General features: G+C 36.7%; 21 protein-coding genes and 1 tRNA gene. 12 read left to right on the top strand and 10 right to left on the bottom strand.

Annotated elements, in window-relative coordinates; genetic code table 11:
• The first annotated feature begins 24 nt into the window (after positions 1-24).
• Together trpS and lnt are read left to right on the top strand one after the other, a co-directional pair.
• Positions 25-1002 (top strand): tryptophan--tRNA ligase, encoded by a 978-nt coding sequence (gene trpS, locus H6850_00350; protein USO02439.1) that lies wholly within the window; start codon positions 25-27, stop codon positions 1000-1002.
• The gene (lnt, locus tag H6850_00345) at positions 999-2279 is read left to right on the top strand and encodes an apolipoprotein N-acyltransferase (protein ID USO02438.1); all 1281 of its coding nucleotides are present in this window, start codon (positions 999-1001) and stop codon (positions 2277-2279) included. Before trpS ends, lnt begins: the two co-directional genes overlap by 4 nt.
• Positions 2280-2680: 401 nt before the next feature.
• Here lnt and H6850_00340 read toward each other — a convergent pair whose 3' ends face one another.
• Positions 2681-4045: a 30S ribosomal protein S1 gene (locus H6850_00340; GenBank protein USO02437.1), complete on the bottom strand. Its 1365-nt coding sequence runs from the start codon at positions 4043-4045 to the stop codon at positions 2681-2683.
• 142 nt (positions 4046-4187) lie between these two features.
• Positions 4188-4877, bottom strand: coding sequence for an ATP-binding cassette domain-containing protein (locus H6850_00335; protein ID USO02436.1), 690 nt, complete (start codon positions 4875-4877; stop codon positions 4188-4190).
• A 210-nt stretch (positions 4878-5087) separates the two neighbouring features.
• On the opposite strand from H6850_00335, the gene H6850_00330 reads away from it, so the two are divergent.
• The 3 genes from H6850_00330 (at position 5088) to H6850_00320 (ending at position 7265) form a co-directional block, all read left to right on the top strand.
• Complete coding sequence (locus tag H6850_00330; protein ID USO02435.1) at positions 5088-5717, top strand: phosphatidylserine decarboxylase family protein; 630 nt, start codon at positions 5088-5090, stop codon at positions 5715-5717.
• Positions 5707-6477: a phosphatidylcholine/phosphatidylserine synthase gene (locus H6850_00325; protein ID USO02434.1), complete on the top strand. Its 771-nt coding sequence runs from the start codon at positions 5707-5709 to the stop codon at positions 6475-6477. Before H6850_00330 ends, H6850_00325 begins: the two co-directional genes overlap by 11 nt.
• Positions 6478-6539: 62 nt before the next feature.
• On the top strand, positions 6540-7265 hold the full coding sequence (locus tag H6850_00320; protein ID USO02433.1) for a DUF2608 domain-containing protein: 726 nt from the start codon (positions 6540-6542) through the stop codon (positions 7263-7265).
• 94 nt (positions 7266-7359) lie between these two features.
• On the opposite strand, the gene H6850_00315 is transcribed toward H6850_00320, so the two are convergent.
• Positions 7360-7755, bottom strand: a complete 396-nt coding sequence (locus H6850_00315) for a 23S rRNA (pseudouridine(1915)-N(3))-methyltransferase RlmH (GenBank protein ID USO02432.1) — start codon at positions 7753-7755, stop codon at positions 7360-7362.
• Positions 7756-7855: 100 nt separating this feature from the next.
• Entirely contained in the window at positions 7856-8911 is a 1056-nt protein-coding gene (gene ychF / locus H6850_00310) for a redox-regulated ATPase YchF (protein USO02431.1), read from the bottom strand.
• 219 nt (positions 8912-9130) lie between these two features.
• Between ychF and H6850_00305 the strand changes: the two genes are divergently transcribed.
• A complete protein-coding gene (locus tag H6850_00305) occupies positions 9131-9964 on the top strand; it encodes a class I SAM-dependent methyltransferase (protein USO02430.1) in 834 nt (277 codons plus the stop codon).
• On the opposite strand, the gene H6850_00300 is transcribed toward H6850_00305, so the two are convergent.
• Positions 9965-11830 (bottom strand): transglycosylase domain-containing protein, encoded by a 1866-nt coding sequence (locus H6850_00300; GenBank protein ID USO02429.1) that lies wholly within the window; start codon positions 11828-11830, stop codon positions 9965-9967.
• 152 nt (positions 11831-11982) lie between these two features.
• Here H6850_00300 and H6850_00295 point away from each other — a divergent pair, with 152 nt between their 5' ends.
• Complete coding sequence (locus tag H6850_00295) at positions 11983-12987, top strand: mechanosensitive ion channel (GenBank protein ID USO02428.1); 1005 nt, start codon at positions 11983-11985, stop codon at positions 12985-12987.
• Here the strand turns inward: H6850_00295 and H6850_00290 are convergent.
• Positions 12984-13472 (bottom strand): hypothetical protein, encoded by a 489-nt coding sequence (locus H6850_00290; protein ID USO02427.1) that lies wholly within the window; start codon positions 13470-13472, stop codon positions 12984-12986. The genes H6850_00295 and H6850_00290 overlap by 4 nt on opposite strands.
• Before the next feature lie 58 nt (positions 13473-13530).
• Positions 13531-14343 (bottom strand): RluA family pseudouridine synthase, encoded by an 813-nt coding sequence (locus H6850_00285; protein USO02426.1) that lies wholly within the window; start codon positions 14341-14343, stop codon positions 13531-13533.
• Positions 14344-14407: 64 nt separating this feature from the next.
• Between H6850_00285 and H6850_00280 the strand changes: the two genes are divergently transcribed.
• A complete protein-coding gene (locus tag H6850_00280) occupies positions 14408-15154 on the top strand; it encodes an FtsQ-type POTRA domain-containing protein (GenBank protein USO02425.1) in 747 nt (248 codons plus the stop codon).
• Between the two features lie 2 nt (positions 15155-15156).
• Here the strand turns inward: H6850_00280 and H6850_00275 are convergent.
• Positions 15157-15233 (bottom strand) — tRNA-Asp (locus H6850_00275).
• Positions 15234-15369: 136 nt separating this feature from the next.
• On the opposite strand from H6850_00275, the gene H6850_00270 reads away from it, so the two are divergent.
• The 4 genes from H6850_00270 to H6850_00255 all read left to right on the top strand — a co-directional run bounded on the left by H6850_00270 (position 15370) and on the right by H6850_00255 (position 21190).
• Positions 15370-16359, top strand: coding sequence for a mechanosensitive ion channel (locus H6850_00270; GenBank protein ID USO02424.1), 990 nt, complete (start codon positions 15370-15372; stop codon positions 16357-16359).
• Positions 16334-17950, top strand: coding sequence for a ComEC/Rec2 family competence protein (locus H6850_00265; GenBank protein ID USO02423.1), 1617 nt, complete (start codon positions 16334-16336; stop codon positions 17948-17950). The genes H6850_00270 and H6850_00265 overlap by 26 nt, the downstream gene beginning before the upstream one ends.
• A 445-nt stretch (positions 17951-18395) precedes the next feature.
• On the top strand, positions 18396-20450 hold the full coding sequence (locus H6850_00260) for a hypothetical protein (GenBank protein USO02422.1): 2055 nt from the start codon (positions 18396-18398) through the stop codon (positions 20448-20450).
• A 152-nt stretch (positions 20451-20602) separates the two neighbouring features.
• A complete protein-coding gene (locus tag H6850_00255; protein USO02421.1) occupies positions 20603-21190 on the top strand; it encodes an O-methyltransferase in 588 nt (195 codons plus the stop codon).
• Positions 21191-21292: 102 nt separating this feature from the next.
• Here H6850_00255 and H6850_00250 read toward each other — a convergent pair whose 3' ends face one another.
• Complete coding sequence (locus H6850_00250) at positions 21293-21865, bottom strand: hypothetical protein (GenBank protein ID USO02420.1); 573 nt, start codon at positions 21863-21865, stop codon at positions 21293-21295.
• A gap of 3 nt (positions 21866-21868) precedes the next feature.
• Positions 21869-22837: a hypothetical protein gene (locus tag H6850_00245; GenBank protein USO02419.1), complete on the bottom strand. Its 969-nt coding sequence runs from the start codon at positions 22835-22837 to the stop codon at positions 21869-21871.
• Between the last annotated feature and the right edge of the window lie 32 nt (positions 22838-22869).

Genomic DNA, 22869 nt, shown 5'->3' with positions numbered 1-22869 from the left:
ATAAAAGGACCAACGGATTTTTTGATGAAAATTGTTTCAGGGATACGACCAACTGGTGTTTTGCATATAGGAAATTATTTTGGCGCAATACAAAACTGGTTAACACTTCAAGGTAACGCAGAGTGTTTGTTTTTTATGGCGGATTTACATGCCTTAACAACAGATCAAGGGCAAGATATTCAAAAAAGCACTTATGATACAGCAGCGCTTTATTTGGCATGCGGTATTAAACCTGGGTCTATTTTTATTCAAAGTCATATACAGGAGCATACTGAGCTTGCGTGGATTTTAGCATGTCATACATCTATGGGTTGGTTGAATCGCATGACACAATTTAAGGAGAAAGCCTCCAATAAAGAAAAAGCGAATTTAGGGCTATACGCTTATCCAACACTTATGGCGGCTGATGTGTTGTTATATGATGCAACGCATGTGCCTGTTGGTGAGGATCAAAAGCAGCACGTAGAGTTGGCACGTGATATTGCGATTAGTATGAATAGCAAATATAAGCATGATATTTTCACGGTTCCAGAGCCGATGATTCAAAAAATGGGCGCGCGAATTATGAGTTTACGGCATGCAGACCAAAAAATGGGCAAATCGAATGCATCAGATTATGAGCGTATCAATTTACTGGATTCAGATGAGTTGATTATTGAAAAAGTTAAAAAAGCTACATCTGACTCTTTTCCTACTCTGCCAGAAACTATGAATGAATTAGAAGATCGTCCGGCAGTGAAAAATTTATACACCATTTATGCAATGTCGATGAAATTTACGATGGAGCAGACTGTTAAGTATTTTGAAGGAAAAAACTTCGCATTCTTAAAAAAAGAGCTATCTGATGCTTTGATAAATGTGGTAGGGCCAATTCGCGAAAAAGCTAAAACCTATCAAGAAGACAGAGCGAGTGTAACAAAGGTTTTGGAAGAGGGTCGTGAAAAGGCTCAAATCAAAGCAAGTAAAATGGTGAAAGGCATCAAAGATATTTTAAAGTTATGAGTATTTATTACCTGCTTTTTGGCGCAATTTTAGGTAGTGCTTTTAATATATTTGAAGGCATTGAGATGTCATCCGCTAGCACAGTTTTAGCTCTTATAGGTTTGATTGGTCTGAATCAATTACCCAAAACTTACAAAGGGTTTTACTTATTTGGTATTGCGTTTCATACAGTAAGTTTATTTTGGGTAGGGCAATCACTGAATTTTGCCAAATATACTATTGGTGTTGATCTTAGTTTTTTTGTCCCATTTGTGAGCTTTGCTATAAGTTTAATTTTAGCGCTTCAATTTCCTATTGCTTTGAGGGTAGGTGGCCGAAAATACTGGATAATTCCATTTATGCTATTAGATTTAGTGCGGTCATTTAGCAGTTTGTTGTTTCCGTGGAATTTTATTGGTTATACTGCGACTTTGTGGCTATCGAGCTTGAGGTTTGTTGGTGTTATTGGAATGTCTGCTTATACGCTACTTTTAAGCCAAATAAAAGATTTTCCAAAAAAGATTCAATTTGGTTTTTTAGGCTTATCTTGTGTTTTGATAGTAGATCATTATTTTTATCAGCGCATAGAATTTCAGCGATCTCCTTATACCGTGAAAATTGTGCAAACAAATTTCTCCCGAGACACAAAGATATTAGAAGATCACACAGATGAAATTATGGAACTTTCATTAAAAGGTGATAGGGTAGCATTTATCGTATGGCCAGAATCATCAGTCTTAAACTGCTTATATAGTTATCCAGAATTGCGTGGTAAAATTTCTCAAATTATTCCAGAAGGCACTCAATTGCTTTTAGGGCACTTGCGTATTGAAACAGGTCTGCACGTATGTGTTTCTGCTTTGGATCATATAGGAGATATTGTGTCGACTTATGATAAGCAGTATTTAGTGCCATTTGGTGAGTATACACCTCTTTCATGGATTCCAAGATTATCGCATGGAACGCGTTCATGTGAGCCAGGTATATTTAAAAATGTGCTAAATACTATACCTAAAGCTGCGCCCCTGATATGTTATGAAACAGCTTTTCCTTATTTGCTGAAGAGTTATCGAGATGCCAAATGGATTGTAGCTGTATCAAATGATGCATGGTTTGGGATATCAAATGGTCCTTATCAGCATTTTCACCTTGCAAGGTGTAGGGCGATTGAAGAGAAAAAGCCATTTGTAAGAAGTGTGAATGCAGGGGTATCAGGGCTTATTGCCCCAAATGGGCGTGTGTTGGCTCATATCCCATTCCGGGAAACAGGAGTTGTTGACACTTTTCTTGTGTTTTAAATAAAAAAGGCGGCTTTTTAGCCGCCCATCTATTCATTTGTGTTTGTAGGGTAATCAAATAAATATAAATAAAGAAAAAAATGCGTGTGTTTTTACTGCGGCGGCGATCTTATACTATCATGATTTGGACATATCTTCTCAGCAAAAACTCGCTTTTTGTTTTCTAGTTCTAATTGAAATAGATACACAAATCTCTCCACTAAAGTTGCTTACGAGGCATGCTACCTATATTCCAATGCATATAATTAAAATTGTGTATATTTTTTTATCTTTTTTAGTTTGTCTATTGCAAATTTACTTAAAAAAACGTTAGATTATTTCTGACCCGCCTTTAGAAATATATATTTAACTTAGGCTTTATTTGAGATAATTTTTAAATTTTTATATGGGGGAGAGCTGAATTAATCAGCTTTTGCAGACTCTTTTTTTACTACAGTGTCTTTTGATTCATTTTTTTTTAAACCAAGGCTGATGCGTTCTTTTTCAGGACTTACATCCAATACAACTACCTCAATTTCTTGCCCTTTTTGATACATTTCCGTTGCATTAGCTGTGTTTTTATGTGCAGTCTCTAAATCAAGAAGATTAACCATTCCATCCAATTCAGGCGTAAGTGAAACGAATATACCGAATTCAGTTACATTTTTTACCTGCCCTTTTACTACAGTGCCTGCTGGATGTGCCTCAAGATAGGCTTGCCATGGGTTAGGAAGACAGCGCTTATAACTTAAGCTAACGCGTTTTTTCTCTAAATCTACATCCATAATTTTTACTTTTACTTTTTGATTTTGTTTCAAAAACTCAGCAGGATGAGCATTTTTCTTTGTCCAGCTAATTTCTGTAATGTAAATTAAGCCTTCGATACCTGGCTCTAGCTGAACGAATGCGCCATAGTCAGTTAGGTTTGTAATCTCACCTGTTACCTCATCGCCAATTTTCAGCGAATCTTTAATTTCAAGCCAAGGATCTTGTCCAAGTTGTTTCATACCAAGAGAAATTCTTCCTGTCTCTTTATTGAAGCGAATAACCTTTACCTTAATTGTGTCTCCAACTTTTAATACATCAGATGGATGGTTGATTCTCTTCCAGGAAATATCAATAACGTGCAATAGACCATCAACACCCCCAAGATCTACGAATGCACCGTAATCTGTGATATTTTTCACCACACCTTCAACTATTTGATTTTCTTCGAGATCTTGAACAAATTGCATGCGCGCATCCGCTCTTTCATCTTCTAGATGAGCGCGCCTTGATACAACAACATTGTTACGAGCGCGGTCTACTTTAATAATTTTGAATTCAAGCGGAACATTGAGAATCTCTTGCGTATCTTTAATTGGTCTTACGTCAAGTTGACTCTTAGGCAAGAATCCAACAACACCATCAATGTTTACAGAAAAACCAGCTTTTACAAAGGCGTAAATTACACCTGTGATGCTTGTTCCATCTTTCATAGCGTTTTCAAGTTTAAGCCATACTTTTTCACGGTTTGCTTTTTCAACGCTCAAAACGATATCGCCAAGATTATTTTCTAGGCGTTCAACGTACACGTCGATCACATCTCCAACTTTAATATCTTCGCGCTTTTCAAATTTTTTAATATTTGCAAGAGATACTCTGCCTTCAGCTTTGAGACCAGCATCTACAACGGCCATATCGTCTCTGATATCTACAATAGTTCCTTTCGTTAGGAAGCCTTCAAAGTTTTTTCCGCTTTTAGGGATTGAATTCAATAATTCTTCAAAATTTAGTTCTTGTTCCATGTTTTCTTTTCATTTCAAGGGCTGTTTAGGTTAGCTTGGAAAAGTTTTGCTCATATTTACAAAATCGCCCTAAGTTCTGTATAAATATGCGCAAACCGCTACCTTCAAGTTAAACAATTTATGCGCAATTTACAATGTTGAGTTACGCAGTCTTTTTTTTCTTTACTTTGCTTTCAAAGAATAAAATGCCTTTATCTAAAAGGATTTTGGGGTGAGGGTACCATTCGATGATATTTTCATGATGTGTAACGCATACGATAGGTGTGCCGTTTTGATTAACGGTTTCAAGTAGTTTCATAATTTTTTGTGAATTTTCAATATCTAAATTGGCCGTTGGTTCATCGGCCAAGATGATAAGCGGTTTTGTGATGACTGCTCTTGCGATACAAACCCGTTTTTTTTGGCCGTCCGATATTTCGTCAGGTTTTTTTGCATATTCATATGACATATCTACCCAGTCGAGAAGTGCTTTTGCTTTTTCCATAGCAGATTTTTTATATTCACCTAAAATTTGCAAGGGGAGGGCGATATTTTCGCAAAGGGTGAGATGTGGAATCAGTTTTGAATCTTGAAAAACAATACCAATGTTTTGACGAATAGATGCAAGCTCTGCTTCGTTCATAAGTTTTGTATTCACGCCAAATACAAATAGATCTCCAAGAATAGGTTGTTCTTCACCATATATGAGTTTCAAAAATGTTGTTTTTCCTGCCCCATTTCGACCGGTCAGATAATAATAATCACCATGATGTATAGAAAAATCAAAGTGACTCAACAGATAAGGGAAATTAGGATAGCCAAAACTAACTTTTGAGAATTTTATAAGTTCCATATTTTTCGTTATGATTGTATGCGCTCGTCATCACGAGGCGCGCAGCGCCGTGGTGATCCATGATGGATGGCCACGACCCCTAAGGGGTCTCGCCATGACGACTTATCGCATAATTACGCCTCTTTATTTATGTTAACCCGATTTTAACCTGTATTTGCAACCTGTATAGCAAGGTAGTAAACTCACTTATGCTTTGAGAGTTATTATATTATGACGATTCATAAAGAGGGTCGCGTTTTTGTTATTTTAGGCGCGATTTGTACAGTTTATGCTTTTTTGGAAGTAAAACCATTTTTTTATCCCTTGTTTATTATAACAATTTGGATTTTCTATTTTTTCAGAAATCCACAACCACATTTGCCTGTCAATGAAAAAGTTATGGTAAGTCCTGCTTCTGGAAAAGTTGTGCTGATTCAAGATGTTGTCCCACCAAAAGATTACGATCTAGGCGATGGACCCGTTACACGTGTAAGTATTTTTCTCAACATTTTTGATGTGCATGTAAATCGCTCTCCTGTTACAGGAACAATTTTAAAAACGATCTATAAAAAAGGTCAATTTTTGAATGCTGCTTTTGATAGGGCTAGTGAGGTGAATGAAAGTAACACCACAGTGATTGAATATAAAGGCAAGAAGATGGCTGTAAAACAGATTGCAGGCGTTATTGCTAGGCGTATCGTATGCTCGGTTGAAGAAGGGCAGGGCGTTGAAAAGGGTGAAGAGTTGGGAATTATACGCTTTGGAAGTCGTGTGGATTTGTATTTTCACAAAGTTGTTAAGCCATATATTCAAGTTGGACAAAAAGTGCGCGTAGGAGAAACGGCGATTTATGAAATTTAAGAAGCGAGTTGCGCGACTTAGGCAAAAACAAAAAGAGATCAAGCTCCGCAATTTGATTCCAAATTTTATTACACTCATTTCTTTGTGTTTAGGATTAACGGCTATTCGTGTATCTTTCGAGGGTTTATTTGAGAAGGCAATTATTTTGATTTTAATTGCGGGTGTGATGGATTTTTTGGATGGCAAAACCGCCAGATTGCTAAAGGTCAAAAGTAAGTTAGGCGCTTATTTAGATTCTTTGGTTGATATGGTGAGCTTTGGTGTGGCGCCAATGTTTGTTATGTACAATTTTGCATTATCAGCACATCAAAAAGTTGGTTGGACTGTTTGTTTGTATTTTTCGGTTTGTATGGCATTAAGATTGGCTCGTTTTAACGCTATGATAGATGAAGATGCGCCAAATGTTGAAAGACAATATTTTTTCGGCGTTCCTGCACCTATGGGTGGATATATTATTTCCATTCCTTTGTTATTGTTTTTAGAAACTGAATGGGAATTCTTGAAAAACTTTTCATTAAACTTTGTTCTTATTTGGGGAACAGGCGCCTTAATGATATCAAAGCTTCCTGTTTTTTCATTCAAATATGTACAATTTTCAAAACAGCAATTAAAAATTCTCGTTTTTGTGTTTTTAAGCTCTTTGCCGTTTTTCTATACACATCTTTATTTGATGCTAGGCTTGATAGGGGTGCTGAGTATAGCATCGATTCCTATTAGCTTCAATTACTATAAGAAAAATCACAACGAAAATTTATATTAAAAAACAAATAAATTTAATATTAAGTTATAATGAACATGAGATTTTTAAATTATATATAAATTATGGTTATAAGATGCAAAAATTGGGAGGAAATTCCATCCCATGCGCAGGATTGGGTTTTATTGGATTTAAACCATGTTCTGTTCGAGGGTAAAGATTTGGCACTTTCTCACAGATGCCAAGGTATAAGACATGCTTATAAGAAGAAATGGAGAAATGAAGGGACATATGTGAAGCATTGGGGGAATTTGTTGAGACAATGGCGGTTTAAGTTGATGCATCCAAATATCCCGCATTGGATTGAAAATTGGAAGCGAGATGGGCATACGGTCTTAGGTTTGACATCCCATCCAACAGGTGCTTTTGGTAAGGTGAAGGATATTGGGAAAGAGCGTTTACGACCTCTTAAAGAATTTGGCATAGAAATGTCTCAGGAATTCAGAAACTATATTTTTAAGAACTTGCCCTTTCCACACCCTGAATTTAAAAGCGGTGTTTTACTTTCAGGTCAGCAATTAAAAGGTATTGTATTATCAAACTTCTTTAAGCGCGTTATGCGATGTAAAAATTTGCCAAAACATATTTTGTTTGTAGATGACCAAAAATCGAATCTTGAGAGCGTGAAAAAATGCTGTGAGATTTGGAAAATTGGATTTACAGGGATTTTATATAAACCTGCGCGAGATCATATAGAAATTAACCCAGAAATGATTCGCGCGCAGTTTGATGAGTTTGAAAGGACAGGGATTTGGAAGGGCGATCAGATGGTCGCAGAGGAGCGGGGGTGATAAGCGCTCCGTTATGGCGAATCCGCCGTAGGCGGGTGTGGCCATCCACTATGGATCACCACGGCGCTTTGCGCCTCGTGATGACGATTCGGTGCTAGTCTTTATGATATGGATGGTTTCGCAATATTTGCTGCGCGCGGTAGATTTGCTCAATTAGTAGAATGCGAGCAAGTTCATGTGGAAACGTCATAGAGGAGAGTGAAATTTTTTGATGCGGAACAGAGAACAATTCTTTTGGGAAGCCTGTTGCAGCGCCTACGATAAAACATAGATTTTCATTGGGTTCTAAAAATTCAGAAAATTGCACGGAGGTCATATGTTTACCACGCTCATCCAGCAAAACAATTTTTTCTTTCTTTGGTTCAATTAACTCAAGATATCTTGGTGCTTTGTTGTAGGTGAGGATTTGGAGTTTCCATTGATTGATGCGCTTGGTGTATGCATTAAAATCAGGACAGGACTTTTTGCCTGTGGAGATGAGTTTGATCACGCTTGCACCGTCATGGCGAGGCCTGAAAGGCTCTGGCCATCCATATGGATTACCACGCGCTCCAACGAGCGCTCGTTATGACGACGCGCTTCATAGCCCTTCATACATTAAACCTAAAATAAATAATATCTCCATCTTTCACTTCATACTCTTTACCTTCCACTCTCAATTTTCCAGCATTCTTCACGCCGGTTTCACCATTATATGCAACGAAATCTTCATATGACATGACTTCAGCTCGGATAAATCCGCGTTCAATATCTGTATGAATCTTGCTCGCTGCCTGTGGTGCTTTGGTGTGTTTCTGCACTGTCCATGCGCGTGTTTCTTTAGGGCCAGATGTGAAATAAGTGATAAGAGCTAGTAATTTATATCCTTCTTGAATTACGCGATCCAAACCGCTTTGAGATAGTCCTATTGCTTCCAAAAACTCTTGCTTTTCTTCTTCTGTCAGTGCGCATAGCTCCGCTTCTGTTTTTGCGCATAAAACAATTACAGGTGCGCTGGATTTTGAAGCATATTCCTGAACACGTTTCACATGTTCATTGATTTGCGCTTCAATTGAGTTGCATACAAATAACACAGGCTTTGCTGTGATGAGATCCAGTGAGCTATTTGTTGCTTTTTGGCCATTTTGGAGTTGCGCGAGCGCTTCTTCTAATAATTGCAATCGTTCTTTTGCTTCTTTGTCGCCAGACTTAGCTTTTTTCATAATACTATCTTTTTGGCGTTCGCATGATTCTAAGTCTGCAAGCATAAGCTCAGTTTCAATGGTTTCAATATCCCTTATTGGATCTACAGAATCATCTACATGGATGATATTTGGATCATCAAAACATCGTACAACATGGATAATGGCATCAACGCTGCGAATATGGGACAAAAATTTATTTCCCAATCCTTCGCCTTTATGCGCGCCTCGCACAAGTCCCGCAATATCAACAATTTCCAAGGATGTTGGGAGTGTTTTTTCTGACTTGCTGATAGAGGAGATTTTTTGAAGCCTTTCATCCGGCACAGCAACAATGCCCGTATTAGGTTCTATTGTGCAAAATGGATAATTTTCAGATTGCGCCTTGACGGTTTTCATTAATGCATTAAAAAGTGTTGATTTTCCTACATTTGGTAAGCCTACGATGCCGCATTTAAATCCCATGTTTGTGCAGTGTGGGTTGGATTATAGCTTATTATACAGGTTTTTAGTGGAAAAATAGTTAGATTATTGTGTGACTCAGGGTCTACGTATGAAAAATCTTTTTGATGCACGATATTTTAAGCGCGTTTATACAAAATCTATTTGTATTGTAGAGAGGACCCTCCTTTCCAATTGTTTATAGAATTGCTAACATTCTTCGATATGCTAGTAATTTTTTTTATGAACTCTTTTCAAAAAGAGCTCGGTGAAGCGGCGAAAAAATGTGGAGTTGTTTTGCCGTCTTATGACAAAGATCAGCGGATAGAAACACTGAATAATAAAGGATGTATGGATCCAAATCCTGATTCAATAAGTTTAGAGTTTATAAAATTTTGTGGGACCGCACGAAGAAAAATCAATGTTTTGGAGATTGGTCCTGCTTATGGCAATACGGCTATAACTATTTCTGCAGATCAAAAATTTAACGGAACTTACACCGTCGTTGATACCTCTGAAGACCATATAAATATCATAAGAGAGCGTTATCGCGCTAAACATCCCAATGGTCGATTCATGGAGTATATCGTAGGATCTTTTCCTGTATGTTTCCAAGGTGTGGAGCCGCATCGTCGTTATGATGCTATTTTAATGGCACATGTTTTACATTTTTATCAAGAAGATGTTCTTGACGCAATTCAAGCGTGTTATAAACTTTTAAAAAAGGGAGGTAGGGCGTATATTATTGCAAAAGCACCTTATTCTATAAAATATCAGTCATTTATTCCTGTTTTTGAAAAAAGACTAAAGGATAAAAATTGCAAGTTTCCTGGGCTTGTTGATAATATGGCGGCATTTGTTAATCTAGCAACCGTTTCAAAGCAAAAATTAAAAACGCTTCAAGGGTGCAAATTTCAATTTTTTGATAAGGATATTTTAAAAAAGTGGTTTGAAAACGTTGGATTTAGGACCATCTTTTGTCAGGAGCTGTCTTTAAACTTTGTCTCTGATATGTGGGAAGCGCCACAAGGCTATAAAGGTCGTGAGGAAGTGGGAATTATTGCAGAAAAGTCATGATTAACGTGAAAAGAATTCCTTTACAATCATCGCAGGAATTCGCCCACCACGAGAACGTTCGTCCATGGTATCTTCTTCACGCTGTGTGTCGCCTCCAACCCATATTCCAAATGCTAGATCATTTGCGCGGTCAGCGTAATCTTCATCCTTATCTGCGCTAGGCTTTTCTTCATAGTACCCAATCATCCATGCATCAGAGTTTCTATTACTTCCCGTTTTGCCTGAAATTTGCCGACCAATTTGTGCGCGTTGACCTGTTCCTCGTTGCACGATATCATTTAATGCAACGCGCATCTGGCTTAGAGAGGTGTCGGACATAACTTTTTTACCTTTGTTTTCAATATGCTCATATATAACTTCGCCCTTAGCATTTTTAATATAAAGCACTCCATAAGGGCTAGGTAAATAACCTTCATTGGTAAAGCTTGCATAAGCAGCCGTGAGGTCTATAAGATTTGCATCTCCTGATCCTAAGGCGATTGTTAAATCATCTGGTTGTTTGGTATAAATGCCCATTTTTTTGAGTGTATTTTGTATGCGTCTGATTCCAATGTTTTCTGTCAATCTTATAGGCACAGCATTCACAGAGTTTACAAGTGCATCATGCAGGGTAATAGAGCCGACGGATTTCCAGTGGAAGTTAGACGGTTTCCATGAAGAGTCTTCTTTTTCAAAAGGAGAGTCATCAATATAATCTTCTGTTGAATAACCATTTTCTAGAGCAGCAAGAAATATTAGCGGCTTAATTGCTGACCCTGCTTGTCGTTGCGCTTGTGTAACACGGTTAAATTGGCTGTTGCGATGGTTAATGCCACCGATCATTGTGCGAACAGCGCCATCAGGACTCATAGTGACAAGCGCCACTTCTTTAACGCCTAATTTATACCCTTCTTGTTCCATAACTTTTTTACAAGCTCGCAACGCTTTTTTCTGGAGTTTTACATCAAATGTCGTGAAAACCTCAATATCTTCCATATTATCTTTATCAATACATTGACCGATTGAATCATAAACCCAATCTGTGAAATATCTTAAGTTTCTATTAGGACTGCTAAATTCTTTATTTATATCTAGGAATCTATCCGGGTCATCAATATAATCACACTCTTTCATGAGAGTTAAAACAGTTTTAGCGCGCTTTAAACACAGTTCTTGGTTGTTGTGAGGAGAGTATTTAGATGGCGCTTTTAATAAACCAGCCAAAATCGCCGCTTCAAAAAGCGTCAGTTTTGATGCGTGTTTATCAAAATAATGTCGAGAAGCTGCGTCAATCCCATAACACCCAGAGCCAAAATAGACGCGGTTAAGGTATAACGTTAAGATATCTTTTTTTGAGAATTTTAATTCTAACTGAATAGCCAAGATAAGCTCTTGTAGTTTGCGTTTATAGGATTTGTCGTTATAGTTAAAATGTTTGTTTCCTACAAGAATTTGCTTAGCCAATTGCTGAGTTAAGGTAGATCCGCCTTGCACAATTCTTCCTGCCAAGCGGTTTTTAAACATGGCTCGCGCAATGCCCGTAATACTAATTCCATGATGTTGATAGAAGTGTCGATCTTCTACTGCAACAAAAGCTTGCGGCACATAAGAGGGCAGTTCATCCAATGGAACGATATTTGTAAAATAATCTCCGTAGACAGCTAGAGTGTTATCATATTGATCTTTAATCACAACAGCGGGTTTTCTGAACTCAGTGTAAAGTTCGTTCAAAGAGGGTGTGTAGTAAATGAGCAAAAAAATCAACGACGCAATTGTTGCGGTTAATGTAAAGAAAATGATTTTTAGAATCCTCTTAACTTTTGCAAAGAATGTAGCAATTTTTTTCTTTTTTTTTGTGAATTGTTTTTTTGTTTTTTCCCAGCTCATTTTTTTGTCTCTATTATGAGGGTTCTTGTGATAATACTTTCTTTAACGATACGACTTTCAAGATAAGAAATAAAGGGATAGACTTGGGATTTGCTCAGGATGATACACGAAAAAAGTATGCTACAATGCCCAAAAGATCTGTTGAAAAAATTATGCTTTTTATATACCTCTTGCTATTTGTTGTGTTTTTGGTGATGGCATATTTCAGAAAAGAAATTTCTAGGTTTGTTGTAAACTTGGTGTTTCGTTTTTTGCCAGAAGGTTTAGCTGCGTTATTAACAGAAAGATTAACAAGAATTTTCTTTGCTCTTGAGATATTAATTCTTTCTAAAGCGATGTATCCGTTGTATGAAATTACCAAATATTTTTGGTTATATAATATTATTTTCACAGGTGTGGTTTTAGGCAGTGTTGTGATTGGGCTTGAAGTTATGAGCGCATTTTTTCTTTACACGAGACAAAAAAGCGATTTTTTAAAAGAGGCTGATTCTATTGATTTAACAAACTTTTTGACAAAGATTTCAAAGTTTATAATTGTTTTGATAGCTATTTTAACGCTTTTGAAGCAGTATTCCCAAGATGAATTTAAACTATCCTCTCTTATTTCTTTCTTGGGGTTTTTAACCGCTGCAATTTCATTTGCTGCTAGAGAATACATCGCAAACTTTTTTGGTTCTATTGGTATTTTATTCAGCAATCCCTTTTCTAAGGGCGATAAGATTTTTATTGAAAACACAGAAGGTATAGTAGAGTCTTTTGGCTTTCAACAAACAGCTATTCGCCATAAAGATCAATCTATTGTATACATCCCAAATGCAAAACTGATTGTTCAGAATATATATAAAAATAAATCTCGGATGAAAACAAAACCTATTTTGGTGGATTTTTATATTTCAAGTCATGTGAAGGAAACTGATGTAGATAAGAGCTTTGCAGCTATTGTGACAAATCTGACGGCTTTTGATGGTATGGTGAAAAATAACAAACCAGAAGCGTATATTTCAGAGATTGCTCATGGGCTGTTTAAGGTGCATGTAAGAACGACAGCAAAATCTTCTGAGAACACCGATATTTTGAGGCAAAAAGTGTTTATGATCATTCGAGATGAGTTGATGAAAAATAATATTCAGTTTGAGAATGAAGGTGAGTCAAATTAGCTTGTCTTAACCTTGACTGTATTGAAGGCATTTATTGCATAAACCATTGCTACACCCGCAAGAGCAGCCGCAACCACTGCGCCAATTGCGGCGACCCAAGTGAGAGGATGAACTGTATCAATATCATCTACATCTGTTTGTATATTGTCTAATTTAGCTAAAATATCTTTTTCTGCGCTTGGAGTGAAAAGGTTTAGATTGTTTGGGATGCTTATATCTCCTGTTGCTGATATAAATCTTGTTGAAGTTAATAATAGTGCGCTTGAAGGAGGGAAGTTTGAAAAAGTAATAGTTTCCTCAATATTTGTTCCAGCAGCAATGTTTACAGGTTGAAGAAATTTCAGAAGATTGCCATGAAGATTGACAGTGATTTCAATAGCGGTGATCGCTGCGGTTGGTGAGGTAAATTTATAAGTTAGATCAACAGTTGTGGTTGTTGCAGACACGCCAGTTACGGATGTAAATATAAAGTCATTGATTGCCATTGTTTTGTGTATTATGCTTTTATGTTTTATTATCTCATAAAATTAAAATGAATTCAATTTAAAATTGTGGGTTATATTTTATAGTCAGGCTTTTATTGTTATAAGGAATTTTAAGCTTATAAGCATGCAAATACATACGATCTGCATGCGCTCCGTGGTATATATCATCTCCAACAATAGGTATTTTTATTGCAGCTAAGTGAAGGCGGATTTGATGTTTGCGTCCGGTATAAGGTTTAAGCAAGATTGCGTGATAATTTTCAGTTTTTCCAATATATCTGTAGCGTGTTTTTGCTGGAACATCATGTAAAGGTAGATCAGTAACACCAGAGGCAGGGTGGGGTTTTTTGTCTGTAAGCGCAACATAATACTTTTGAATTTCTTTGTTTTTGAACTGATGCATCAGGGTGTTAGCGGCTAGTTTATTTTTAGCGAGAATGAGCAGTCCTGTTGTTTTTTTATCTAATCTATGGACCAAAAAGTAAGTTTTATCAGATGCATTAGCCATATCATTAATGCTATATTTCACATTAATTCCGCCTTGGGTTGCGATATTATAAGGCTTGTTGATCACACAAAACTCTTCATTTTCATACACAACAAGTTTTAAAAATTTTTGATATAAATGCAGATCTTTGGATTTTTCACTCACAGCTTTAAAAGCCTCAAAGCTAGGTGGGTAGGTAATAACATTTCCATCAGATACCTGATGATTACTTTTTTCTTTTTTCTGATTGACCAAAATGAGTTTTTTACGAATCGATTTTTCAAGCAAAGATTGTGGTAAATTTTTAAACTGCTCTCTTAGAAATCGATCTAGGCGACCTATGAAATATTTAGGAACAGTAATATGAGGCAAAAAAATAAACACTTTTTTTGCCAGAATACACAGCTTTTGTCTATTATGAAAGTGGAAATGCAAAAGTGATAAATTTATGGCAAGAAGTAGTTTTCAAAAACGAAGAATTAAAAGATTTGTTAGGCGTATTTTGATGCCGATCGTGTTAGCTTTTAGCACCGGGTTTGGAATTTTCTTTTTTTATAACAGTTATCATTATCGTGTTATGAATCGGATTTATAATCAATTTATTGATACTTCTATGTTAATAGATATGAGATTGAAAGATATTCATATTTATAATTGCTCTCAAGATAAGCAGCAAGAAGTTTTGAGGCGTATAAGTTATAAGAGAAACTCACCACTTTTTATTTATAATACCAATATTATGCGGCAAGATATTGAGCAATTGCCGTTTGTGAAGCATGTCAGTGTTCATAAAAAATACCCTCACGGTATTGATATATATATTCAGCAAAGACAGCCCATTGCTCAGTATAAATATCAAAGCCAATATGCGCTTGTGGATGAGGAGGGGGTGTTTTACGAATACAGCGAAGAGCCTCATAAAACACTTCCTGTAGTATCTGGCAGCAATGATATTTCAAAAATGTTTCCGCCGCTTTTTAAAACGATGGCGATGTATCCTGATATTAAATCTAAGGTTCAAGTTTATCAATTGGTTCGAGATCGTAGATGGGATCTAATTATGACAGATGGACGTAAGATTATGTTGCCTCAGCATAATGTGAAAGAGGCTCTGAATATATTCCAAAAAATGAAAAACAAAGACCATCGCGTGATTGATTTGCGTGTTAAGGGGTATATTTTCTTAGATAAATAGAGTGGCGGAAGCGACGGGACTCGAACCCGCGACCTCTGGCGTGACAGGCCAGCGCTCTAACCAACTGAGCTACGCCTCCGCTCTATATATATTCTAAGGTTTTTTTATTCAGAAAACAACTGTTTTGTGCATGAACGATTTGTTAACTTATGGTAAGCAACCATATTAATGGAAGAATAGGAAGGGTAGTTTCTGTGGACGGCTCGTTTATATCAATGCTTTCAACCCCGGGAATCGGTGTTTTAGCGGTGTTGATTTTTGTTTTATTACTTAGTTTGTTTGTTATTCGTGTTTATGTGACAAAAGCTGAGGATCTCTACAGATTGTCAAAATTTTTGTTTTTTGTATTTGGCGTGCAAAGTCTTTTGTTTTGGGCGGCGTCGTTTATTATTCATGAGGCTGTTGTATTTGCGCATACATTCTTTTTTAAAGTTGTGAACACAGCTACTATTTTTAGTGGCGCATTCTTTGTGAATGAATTTATTGATAGAGATTTATGGGCCAGATTAAGAAGGAGCAAAACTAGAGTTCCAACTTTTATTAAAAGCGTTGTAACTGTTATGGTATATCTTTTAGCGATTGCTATGGTGATACATTTTATTTTCGTAAAAGATGAAAGTTCTTTAGTTGTATTTACTGGCGCCTCTGCATTGTTATTTGGTTATGCTGCGAAGGAAATTATCGCACATATCTTTGCTGCGCTTGCATTAAGTCTAAGTCCATCTTTTCAAGAAGGTGATTTAATTATTATAGATGACAAGACGTTAAAGGTAGATCAAATGAGCTGGCGTTTTGTTAGGTTGGTGGATAGTAAAAACCAGAAATATTATGTTCCAAATTCATCGTTGGTTGAAAAATCTATCGTGAATTTATCTCAAATGGGCGGAAAAACGAAGGTTGAAATTGTCTTTGAAATGAGCTTATTGGATGATCCTAAAAAAGTTGAAGCTTTAGTCAAAAAAGGATTTGCAAAAATTTCAAATTATAATCCTGAAGAAGAAATTTTTATGGCAATTAGCAAAGTCCAAAACTGCTTTGAGTTTACCGTGCGTGTTCCGATAAAAGATTTAGAGGCATTTGGGCAGATTGGAAAAACAAAAACCGAGTTGTATGTGATGCTTTGGAAGATTTTAAGAGATAATAATATTCACTTCTACATTAACGAGATGCACGCTCACGATGTTTCACAACCGACTAAAACTTGAAGAAGCTTACTTTATCCCTGTTTTTTTTGGGGCAGGGGTTGTCAGTTACTTTTCTTATGAAAGCTTTCCATTTCTTTTAATAGCTTTTTTTATTTGCTTATTTGGTTTTTTAACTTACTATTTTCGCTATTTTCTTTTTCTTACACTGCTTTTTGCAGGATATGGGTGGATGCATATTCGTGCGAATTATATCGTTGATACGCAGTTCATTACTCAACCTGTCGAAAATATTAAACTCAAAGGTATTGTGGAAAATATAGAATTGTCTTCTAGGGGTCAGCGTGTGGTTATTGATATTGAAGATCACGACACTTTGAAGAAAGTGAGGTTGCGTGTGTGGAAAAGTGAAGATTTGATACCCGGGCAAACTATTGTATTTCGTGCGCATTTATTTCCATTTTCAGAAAAATTGACTCCTTATAGTTTTGATTTTAAACAAGCGGCGTTTTATCAAGGTATTAATGCATCTGGCCGTATTTTAAAAGTTATTCACAAAAGCGATCCACAAAAGAAATGGCTGCAGCGAGTGCGACAGGGCATTAAAGATCGCATTTTAAAGAATATGAATGGACCTGTTAAGAATTTAGCTGTGGCTTTGACTATTGGGGATAAAAGCGGAATTCCCCAAAAAACAAGAGAAGCATTCAGTAAATCCGGGCTTTCGCATATTTTATCTATTTCTGGACTTCATTTAAGTTTAATTGCGTTTTTCTTAATGTTCTTTTTTCGTCTGGTATTTAGCTTATTTCTCATTTTGCATGAACGATATCCTATGTATAAAGTGACACCCATTCTGGCTTGGGCATTTTTATTACCATACAACTTTATCTCAGGTGCAGGATTTCCCGTGCAAAGGGCATTCATTATGATGTCTTTGTTTATTTTGGGTGTAATTACAGATAGACGGACAGTGTCTTTATATTCAGTGTGCTTGGCGGCATTTTGTATTATGTTGGTATGTCCTGAAAGTGTTATGAGTGTGAGTTTTCAGTTATCTTTTGGGGCTGTTTTACCTATCATCGCATTTTATGAAAAAAATACCTTACCCGCATTGGTGAAGCCGCTAGTGTCTACAATTGTTGCAAGTATCGGAACGCTGCCATTTAGCATTACAGTTTTTAAATATATAACGCTACAAGCGATGACAGGGAATATTCTGGCATTACCTTTATTTTCTTACATCATCATGCCTCTAACGATGTTATCGTTTTTAGGGATTGGATATTATTTTTTAGAAGTGACTTTAAATTGGCTTGTATGGATCGCAAATTATGTAAGTTTTTTGCAATGGTCATACATTCCTGTGCCAGCAACTTCCACGCCTTATTTTTTGTTGCTTTTTGTGATTGGAGGGCTTTGGGTGTGTTTAATTCAGAACAAATGGCGATTTTGGGGAATTGGACTCATTTTGTTATCCCCTTTGTTTTATAAACCTGTAACAGCGCCTAATGTGTTAATTAGCCCAGATGGTATGGTTCGCGCATGGAAGGTGAATAGTAATACTTACTATACGGATAATTTGCGAGGTGGAAAGTTTTATTTGGATGAGTGGGAGAAGGTGTATGCGATAAGAATTTTTCGAAATAAGTAAAGGTTCAAGCATTAAAAAAAGCACGCTCTTAAATAAAAGGAATTTTTTATAATGTGGCTTAAGGTTTTTTACGGTGGATAATGGTATTTTTACAATCAAAAAAATCAAGTTAAAGACTGGCCAGAAAAGGTTTTTGATCTTTTTTTAAAAATGGTCGTGACAGGTATTTGCATTTAGAATATTGTGATATGGATCATAGGCTGAATACATTTGAGGAAATGGAAGAAAAAACTTATGCTGAAAAACGCGAATGGTTAGAATCTATTTATTCTTTATAGAGAAGGCTCATAGAGAGTGGTTTTGGTGTTTTGATGGCTAGATATGCTGCAAATGATTCCGGGGGCGGTAAACTTCCAATTAGTGATTGTTAGGAGCTTTCATAAAAATATATAAATTCATTTAATTTTATGATATAATTAAAGCAAAAGAATAATAATAGCCGAATATGTCTAAAATTTTCAGATCCTTAAAACAAGACTTAACAGAACTAGAAAAACAGTATGAAGCAAATGGAACAGTTGATTGGGCAACATTCTTGTCTAATAAAGAAGCGCATCAAAAGAAAGTTATCGAGATACGCCAAGAAGATCTTGATGAAGGAACTTTGCGTGTAACACATCCGTGTATTCTTCGTTTAAAAGAAGATATTCAATTTAACCCAAACCGTGCGAAAACATGGTTAAATAAAGATCGTCAAGTAACAAGCAATTTTTCAGAGGCTGTGGCGCTTGATCCAAATCGTGAGCTTGATTGGTTTCCTTCACATAGCGTGCCTTCTAATATAGCGCAATATTTTACAGGCGATGCTGCAAATGCTTACAGACTCGGATTCTTTGCTGCAATTACGATTGAAGCTGAAGGTGTAATTTTAGATCTTAATGGTTGCACACTAGCTCAAAGTAAAGAACATGCGCTTTTCCAACGTTTTTTCGCGTTAGTTGAGCTTGCTGATCAACCATTTATTATGAACGAAGGTCCTACAGATTTTGGGCATGAGCTAAAATCTGCGAAGAAAGTATGGATTAAAAACGGAACGCTTGGTTTCAACTCACACCACTGCATTCATGGAAATGGCGCAGAAGATATTTTAATCACACATGTAAATTTTGAGAACTTTGAAGTTGCAGCCTTGAGTTTGAATGGTTCAAGACGCGTCGCCCTTGTAAGATCTCATATCAAAGGAAATCGTAAAGACGCCCCTGTTTTGGCATTATATTCGGCGGCAGTTTTCAATGTGCGTTTTGCAAGCGCATTGCAACACTTAAATTTGTTAACAGAAGAGGTTGAGGTTGCATACTTAAATCTTAAATATACGGTAGATAAAATTTTCAACGATATAATTTTTGGTATTCGCGTTGGCAGAAGAGTGATAAAAGGTCATATCAACTTAAATCCAAGGCATTATAACCTAGTTGGACAAATTGGCGACCCTTCATTAGTGATTTTTCATAACAAAGAAGGTGTTATTGATGGTCCTAGCTATGGTGTTCTATTCACAGCTCCAGGTGCGGCTGTTGGTCCATTTTTTGAATACAAAGATGCGCCTAAAGAAGCGGGTGATTTCGAAATGCTGCACTGTTGTGTTGAAAACATAACAAACAATCCTATAGAAGTTCCTTCTCTTGCAAACGCAAATGGTGAGGGTAATCAAGTGGGTGCATCAAATGAAGTAATCCAATTTTTCAATACATTTGATTGTGGATTTGGTATTAGAAATTCAGATGGCACTTATCAAGGAACTGTTGTTTCTGAAGTGCAATTTAGATTGCAAGCGCTTAAAAATAGCTTGGGCGAAGAATATCACAAATATTTTGGTTCACTGAATATCGATGAAGATTTGGTTAATTGGGCATTGCAAGGTGATGATAAGCTTGTTCTTATGCCATGTGAAAACAAAGCGGTTCTTATGAAAACGAAGAAAGAGTTCTTAGTGCGTTATCAAGGCGATGGGATGCATCATGTAATCAAAGGCTTCCTAGCGATTCGCGTTGAAGGTGTTGAGAATGTGTTGTTAGAAGATATAAGCGTTATTTGCATTGAAAACAAAGCGGAGTTAAGTTGTCCTAATATGCCATATAGTGGTCCAAAAGATGGTGGACATGATGGACAATCTGCTATGGTCGGAAGTTTTAATGGGCAAATTCGTGCTATTCACTTTTCCGCTGTAGATAATGTGACGCTTAATAAGGTAACTGTCAAAGGTGCGCGTTCAGATTACGGGAGTGTTTATGGTATTATGTTCCAGAACAAATGCACGGGCATGTATATCAGGGATATTATAATTGATGGATTGCATGCCGGGCGTCGTTTAGAGCATGCAACGCACGCAATGCCAAATCAACCACAAAAAGTTCACGGTTTGGTGATTGATTCCAGTTGTAAGAAATTGCATGGCATTAATAACGTGTTTGTAGGTGATGCATTAACGCAACCTAAACCACATAAGATTGAAAAAATGTGCATCGGTCTTGTAGAAGAAAAGCATCATCATCAGTATTAATTAACAACGTCATCCTGAGTCGTAGGCGAAGGAGATCTGCCTGCGACAAACTTAAGAAAATCCTTCCCTCACTTCGTTCGATCAGGATGATGGAGTTTCCTTTCATTTCTAAATGCTTTATCATTTCTTTAAAAATCATCATATCAAAAAATTTGTCTGAAACATCTTTGATGAAAGCTGTAAGAGAAGATATAGAACACACGGATCATAAGATTTATATCGAAGCATCTAAAGGGCAACTCCTTAAACTTCTTGCGAAAACAATAAATGCTAAGATCGTTTTGGAAATCGGCACGTTGTACGGGTATTCAACGTTATGGCTGCAGCAAGGGTTAAGCGAAGGAGGGAAGATTCACACCATTGAAAAAGACGCAAAGCGTTTTCAAAAAGCATCAGGATATCTAGGTAAATTTGATAATATCAAAATGCATTTTGGCGCCGCATCGGAAGTTTTAGAAGAATTTCATGAAATAGTCGATATGGTGTTTATTGATGCGGATAAAAATAATTACCTGACATATTTAGAGTGGAGCATTCGGCATTTGAGAAAAGGTGGTTTATTGGTAGCGGACGATACCTTGTTGTTTGGCGCAGTTGAAGGTAAAGCATGCGATCAAAAAGTAAGGGTGGGAACAGTTGAGCACATGAAAGCTTTTAATGAAAGGATTAAAAAACCACCGTTTGAAAGTGTAATGCTGCCTTATGAGGATGGGTTTACAGTCGCATTGAAAGTATTGTAGAGCGTCATCACGAGGTGCGAAGCGCCGTGGTGATCCACATTAGGTATTATGGAGATAGCCACGCCCGTCTTCGACGGACTCGCTATGATGCATATGCCTGCGTCAGAGTTTTAAAACAAAATATTGAGGTTTCCCAGCCTTTTCTTTTGCCATATATTTTGTAGTGACCAAAAAATCCGGTTTATCAATTTGCACAAACCCTAATTCAGAAATAGTTTCTGCATATTCCGGATGATCTGTGGCGGCATAAATATATTTTTTAGTTTTTTTAATAAGTTTATCTAAAAACGGTTTTTGAATGAGGCGGCGTTTATGATGACGCGCCTTAGGCCAAGGGTCTGGAAATAAGATGTAAGCAATATCAAGAGCTTTGTCTGGAATATTCCCAATAACATCATGGATACTTTCTGTTGTGAGCCAGACATTAGTCGACACATTTTTTTGCAAAAAAGATACAACGCCATTGATAAATGGCTCACATCCAATAAATTGAATATCGGGATGTTCTACAGATATGTGATTTAAAAACTCACCCGCACCAAATCCAATCTCAAGATGATAAACTTTAGCTGTATCAAAAGCGCCAATTTCCATTTTGGGGAGTCGTTCTTTCAAAAGCTTCTCCTGAAAGCTGCTTAGAGAGTGGCCTTTCCTGCGCCCATAAAAAGATTTCATCTGCTATGCAACGCGAGACGGTGCTTTTGAAAATGAGATTGTGACATTTTGTTTAAGAAGTATTTTGATGGTTTCACGAAACTTTTCTTCATCTTCTTCAGATAGTTCGGGCATTAATATTTCTTCTACGCCATTTTCTCCAATGATAGAAGGGAGGTTGATGCAGATATCATTCTCAGGTTCTGCCATATTAAGATTCACGCAGCAGGATAGGACTTGTTTTTGATTAAAGATATAACTTTCTAAAATTTTAATCACACTTTCTGTCGCGCCAAAATAAGCGGGTAAATCCTGATCTTCATAAATCATAGTTTGATGGGCATTTTTTACACCCTGTATCATCACTTCTATATCTTCAATTGCGATATCGTTTCTTTGCGCATACTCCACAAATGAAATGCCCTGAATAAATGTATGCTCAATAAGAGGGATCATATCATGGTTATGTGATCCAATAACTAGAGTTTGAATATCATTAATATTTACATTTAATGCTTTGGATAGAGCGTATCTAAAGCGATTAGTATTTAATACGCCAGACATTCCGACAACGCGATGCTCAGGTAGCGAAGCGCTTTTTTGGAAATGCCACACCATCGTATCGACAGGGTTGGTTGCAATAATAACAAATGCGTCAGGAGCGTATTTTTTTACATCTTTTGCAATTTCTTCAATCACCCCGCTATTTTGGAATAAAAGATCGGAATGTTTTTTACCTGCATAGTTTGCGCCTTCAGTTATAATCACAACATCAGAGTGCTTGATTTCTTCCATGTGTAAAGCACCTTTAACAGGGCAGGTAATAGGTTGGTTTTTGATAGCAAGGCTTTGCATAATATCAAGAGCTTTTTTTTCTGCATCTTGATAAGATTTTGTATCAACAAGGCACAAATCATAAATTGTTTTTTGGGCTAAGCAAAACGCTAACGTTGTGCCAAGTGGGTTTGCCCCAATAATTGATACTTTAATCATAACTGTGATCTTCTATCATTTATGAAGTTAGA

It is taken from the genome of Alphaproteobacteria bacterium, from assembly GCA_023898745.1.
In the GTDB taxonomy this organism is placed as follows: domain Bacteria; phylum Pseudomonadota; class Alphaproteobacteria.
Note: the sequence above shows the minus strand (reverse complement) of the source record. Positions and strands in the feature narration are given on the sequence as shown.

Coding starts and splice junctions, on each gene's coding strand:
- H6850_00335 (USO02436.1), bottom strand. CDS start 4,877: ATGGAACTTATAAAATTCTCAAAAGTTAGTTTTGGCTATCCTAATTTC.
- H6850_00270 (USO02424.1), top strand. CDS start 15,370: ATGCTTTCAACCCCGGGAATCGGTGTTTTAGCGGTGTTGATTTTTGTT.
- H6850_00295 (USO02428.1), top strand. CDS start 11,983: ATGCTTTTTATATACCTCTTGCTATTTGTTGTGTTTTTGGTGATGGCA.
- H6850_00300 (USO02429.1), bottom strand. CDS start 11,830: ATGAGCTGGGAAAAAACAAAAAAACAATTCACAAAAAAAAAGAAAAAA.
- ychF (USO02431.1), bottom strand. CDS start 8,911: ATGGGATTTAAATGCGGCATCGTAGGCTTACCAAATGTAGGAAAATCA.
- H6850_00290 (USO02427.1), bottom strand. CDS start 13,472: ATGGCAATCAATGACTTTATATTTACATCCGTAACTGGCGTGTCTGCA.
- H6850_00260 (USO02422.1), top strand. CDS start 18,396: ATGTCTAAAATTTTCAGATCCTTAAAACAAGACTTAACAGAACTAGAA.
- H6850_00330 (USO02435.1), top strand. CDS start 5,088: ATGACGATTCATAAAGAGGGTCGCGTTTTTGTTATTTTAGGCGCGATT.
- trpS (USO02439.1), top strand. CDS start 25: ATGAAAATTGTTTCAGGGATACGACCAACTGGTGTTTTGCATATAGGA.
- H6850_00325 (USO02434.1), top strand. CDS start 5,707: ATGAAATTTAAGAAGCGAGTTGCGCGACTTAGGCAAAAACAAAAAGAG.
- H6850_00250 (USO02420.1), bottom strand. CDS start 21,865: ATGAAATCTTTTTATGGGCGCAGGAAAGGCCACTCTCTAAGCAGCTTT.
- H6850_00320 (USO02433.1), top strand. CDS start 6,540: ATGGTTATAAGATGCAAAAATTGGGAGGAAATTCCATCCCATGCGCAG.
- H6850_00340 (USO02437.1), bottom strand. CDS start 4,045: ATGGAACAAGAACTAAATTTTGAAGAATTATTGAATTCAATCCCTAAA.
- H6850_00305 (USO02430.1), top strand. CDS start 9,131: ATGAACTCTTTTCAAAAAGAGCTCGGTGAAGCGGCGAAAAAATGTGGA.
- H6850_00245 (USO02419.1), bottom strand. CDS start 22,837: ATGATTAAAGTATCAATTATTGGGGCAAACCCACTTGGCACAACGTTA.
- lnt (USO02438.1), top strand. CDS start 999: ATGAGTATTTATTACCTGCTTTTTGGCGCAATTTTAGGTAGTGCTTTT.
- H6850_00265 (USO02423.1), top strand. CDS start 16,334: ATGTTTCACAACCGACTAAAACTTGAAGAAGCTTACTTTATCCCTGTT.
- H6850_00280 (USO02425.1), top strand. CDS start 14,408: ATGGCAAGAAGTAGTTTTCAAAAACGAAGAATTAAAAGATTTGTTAGG.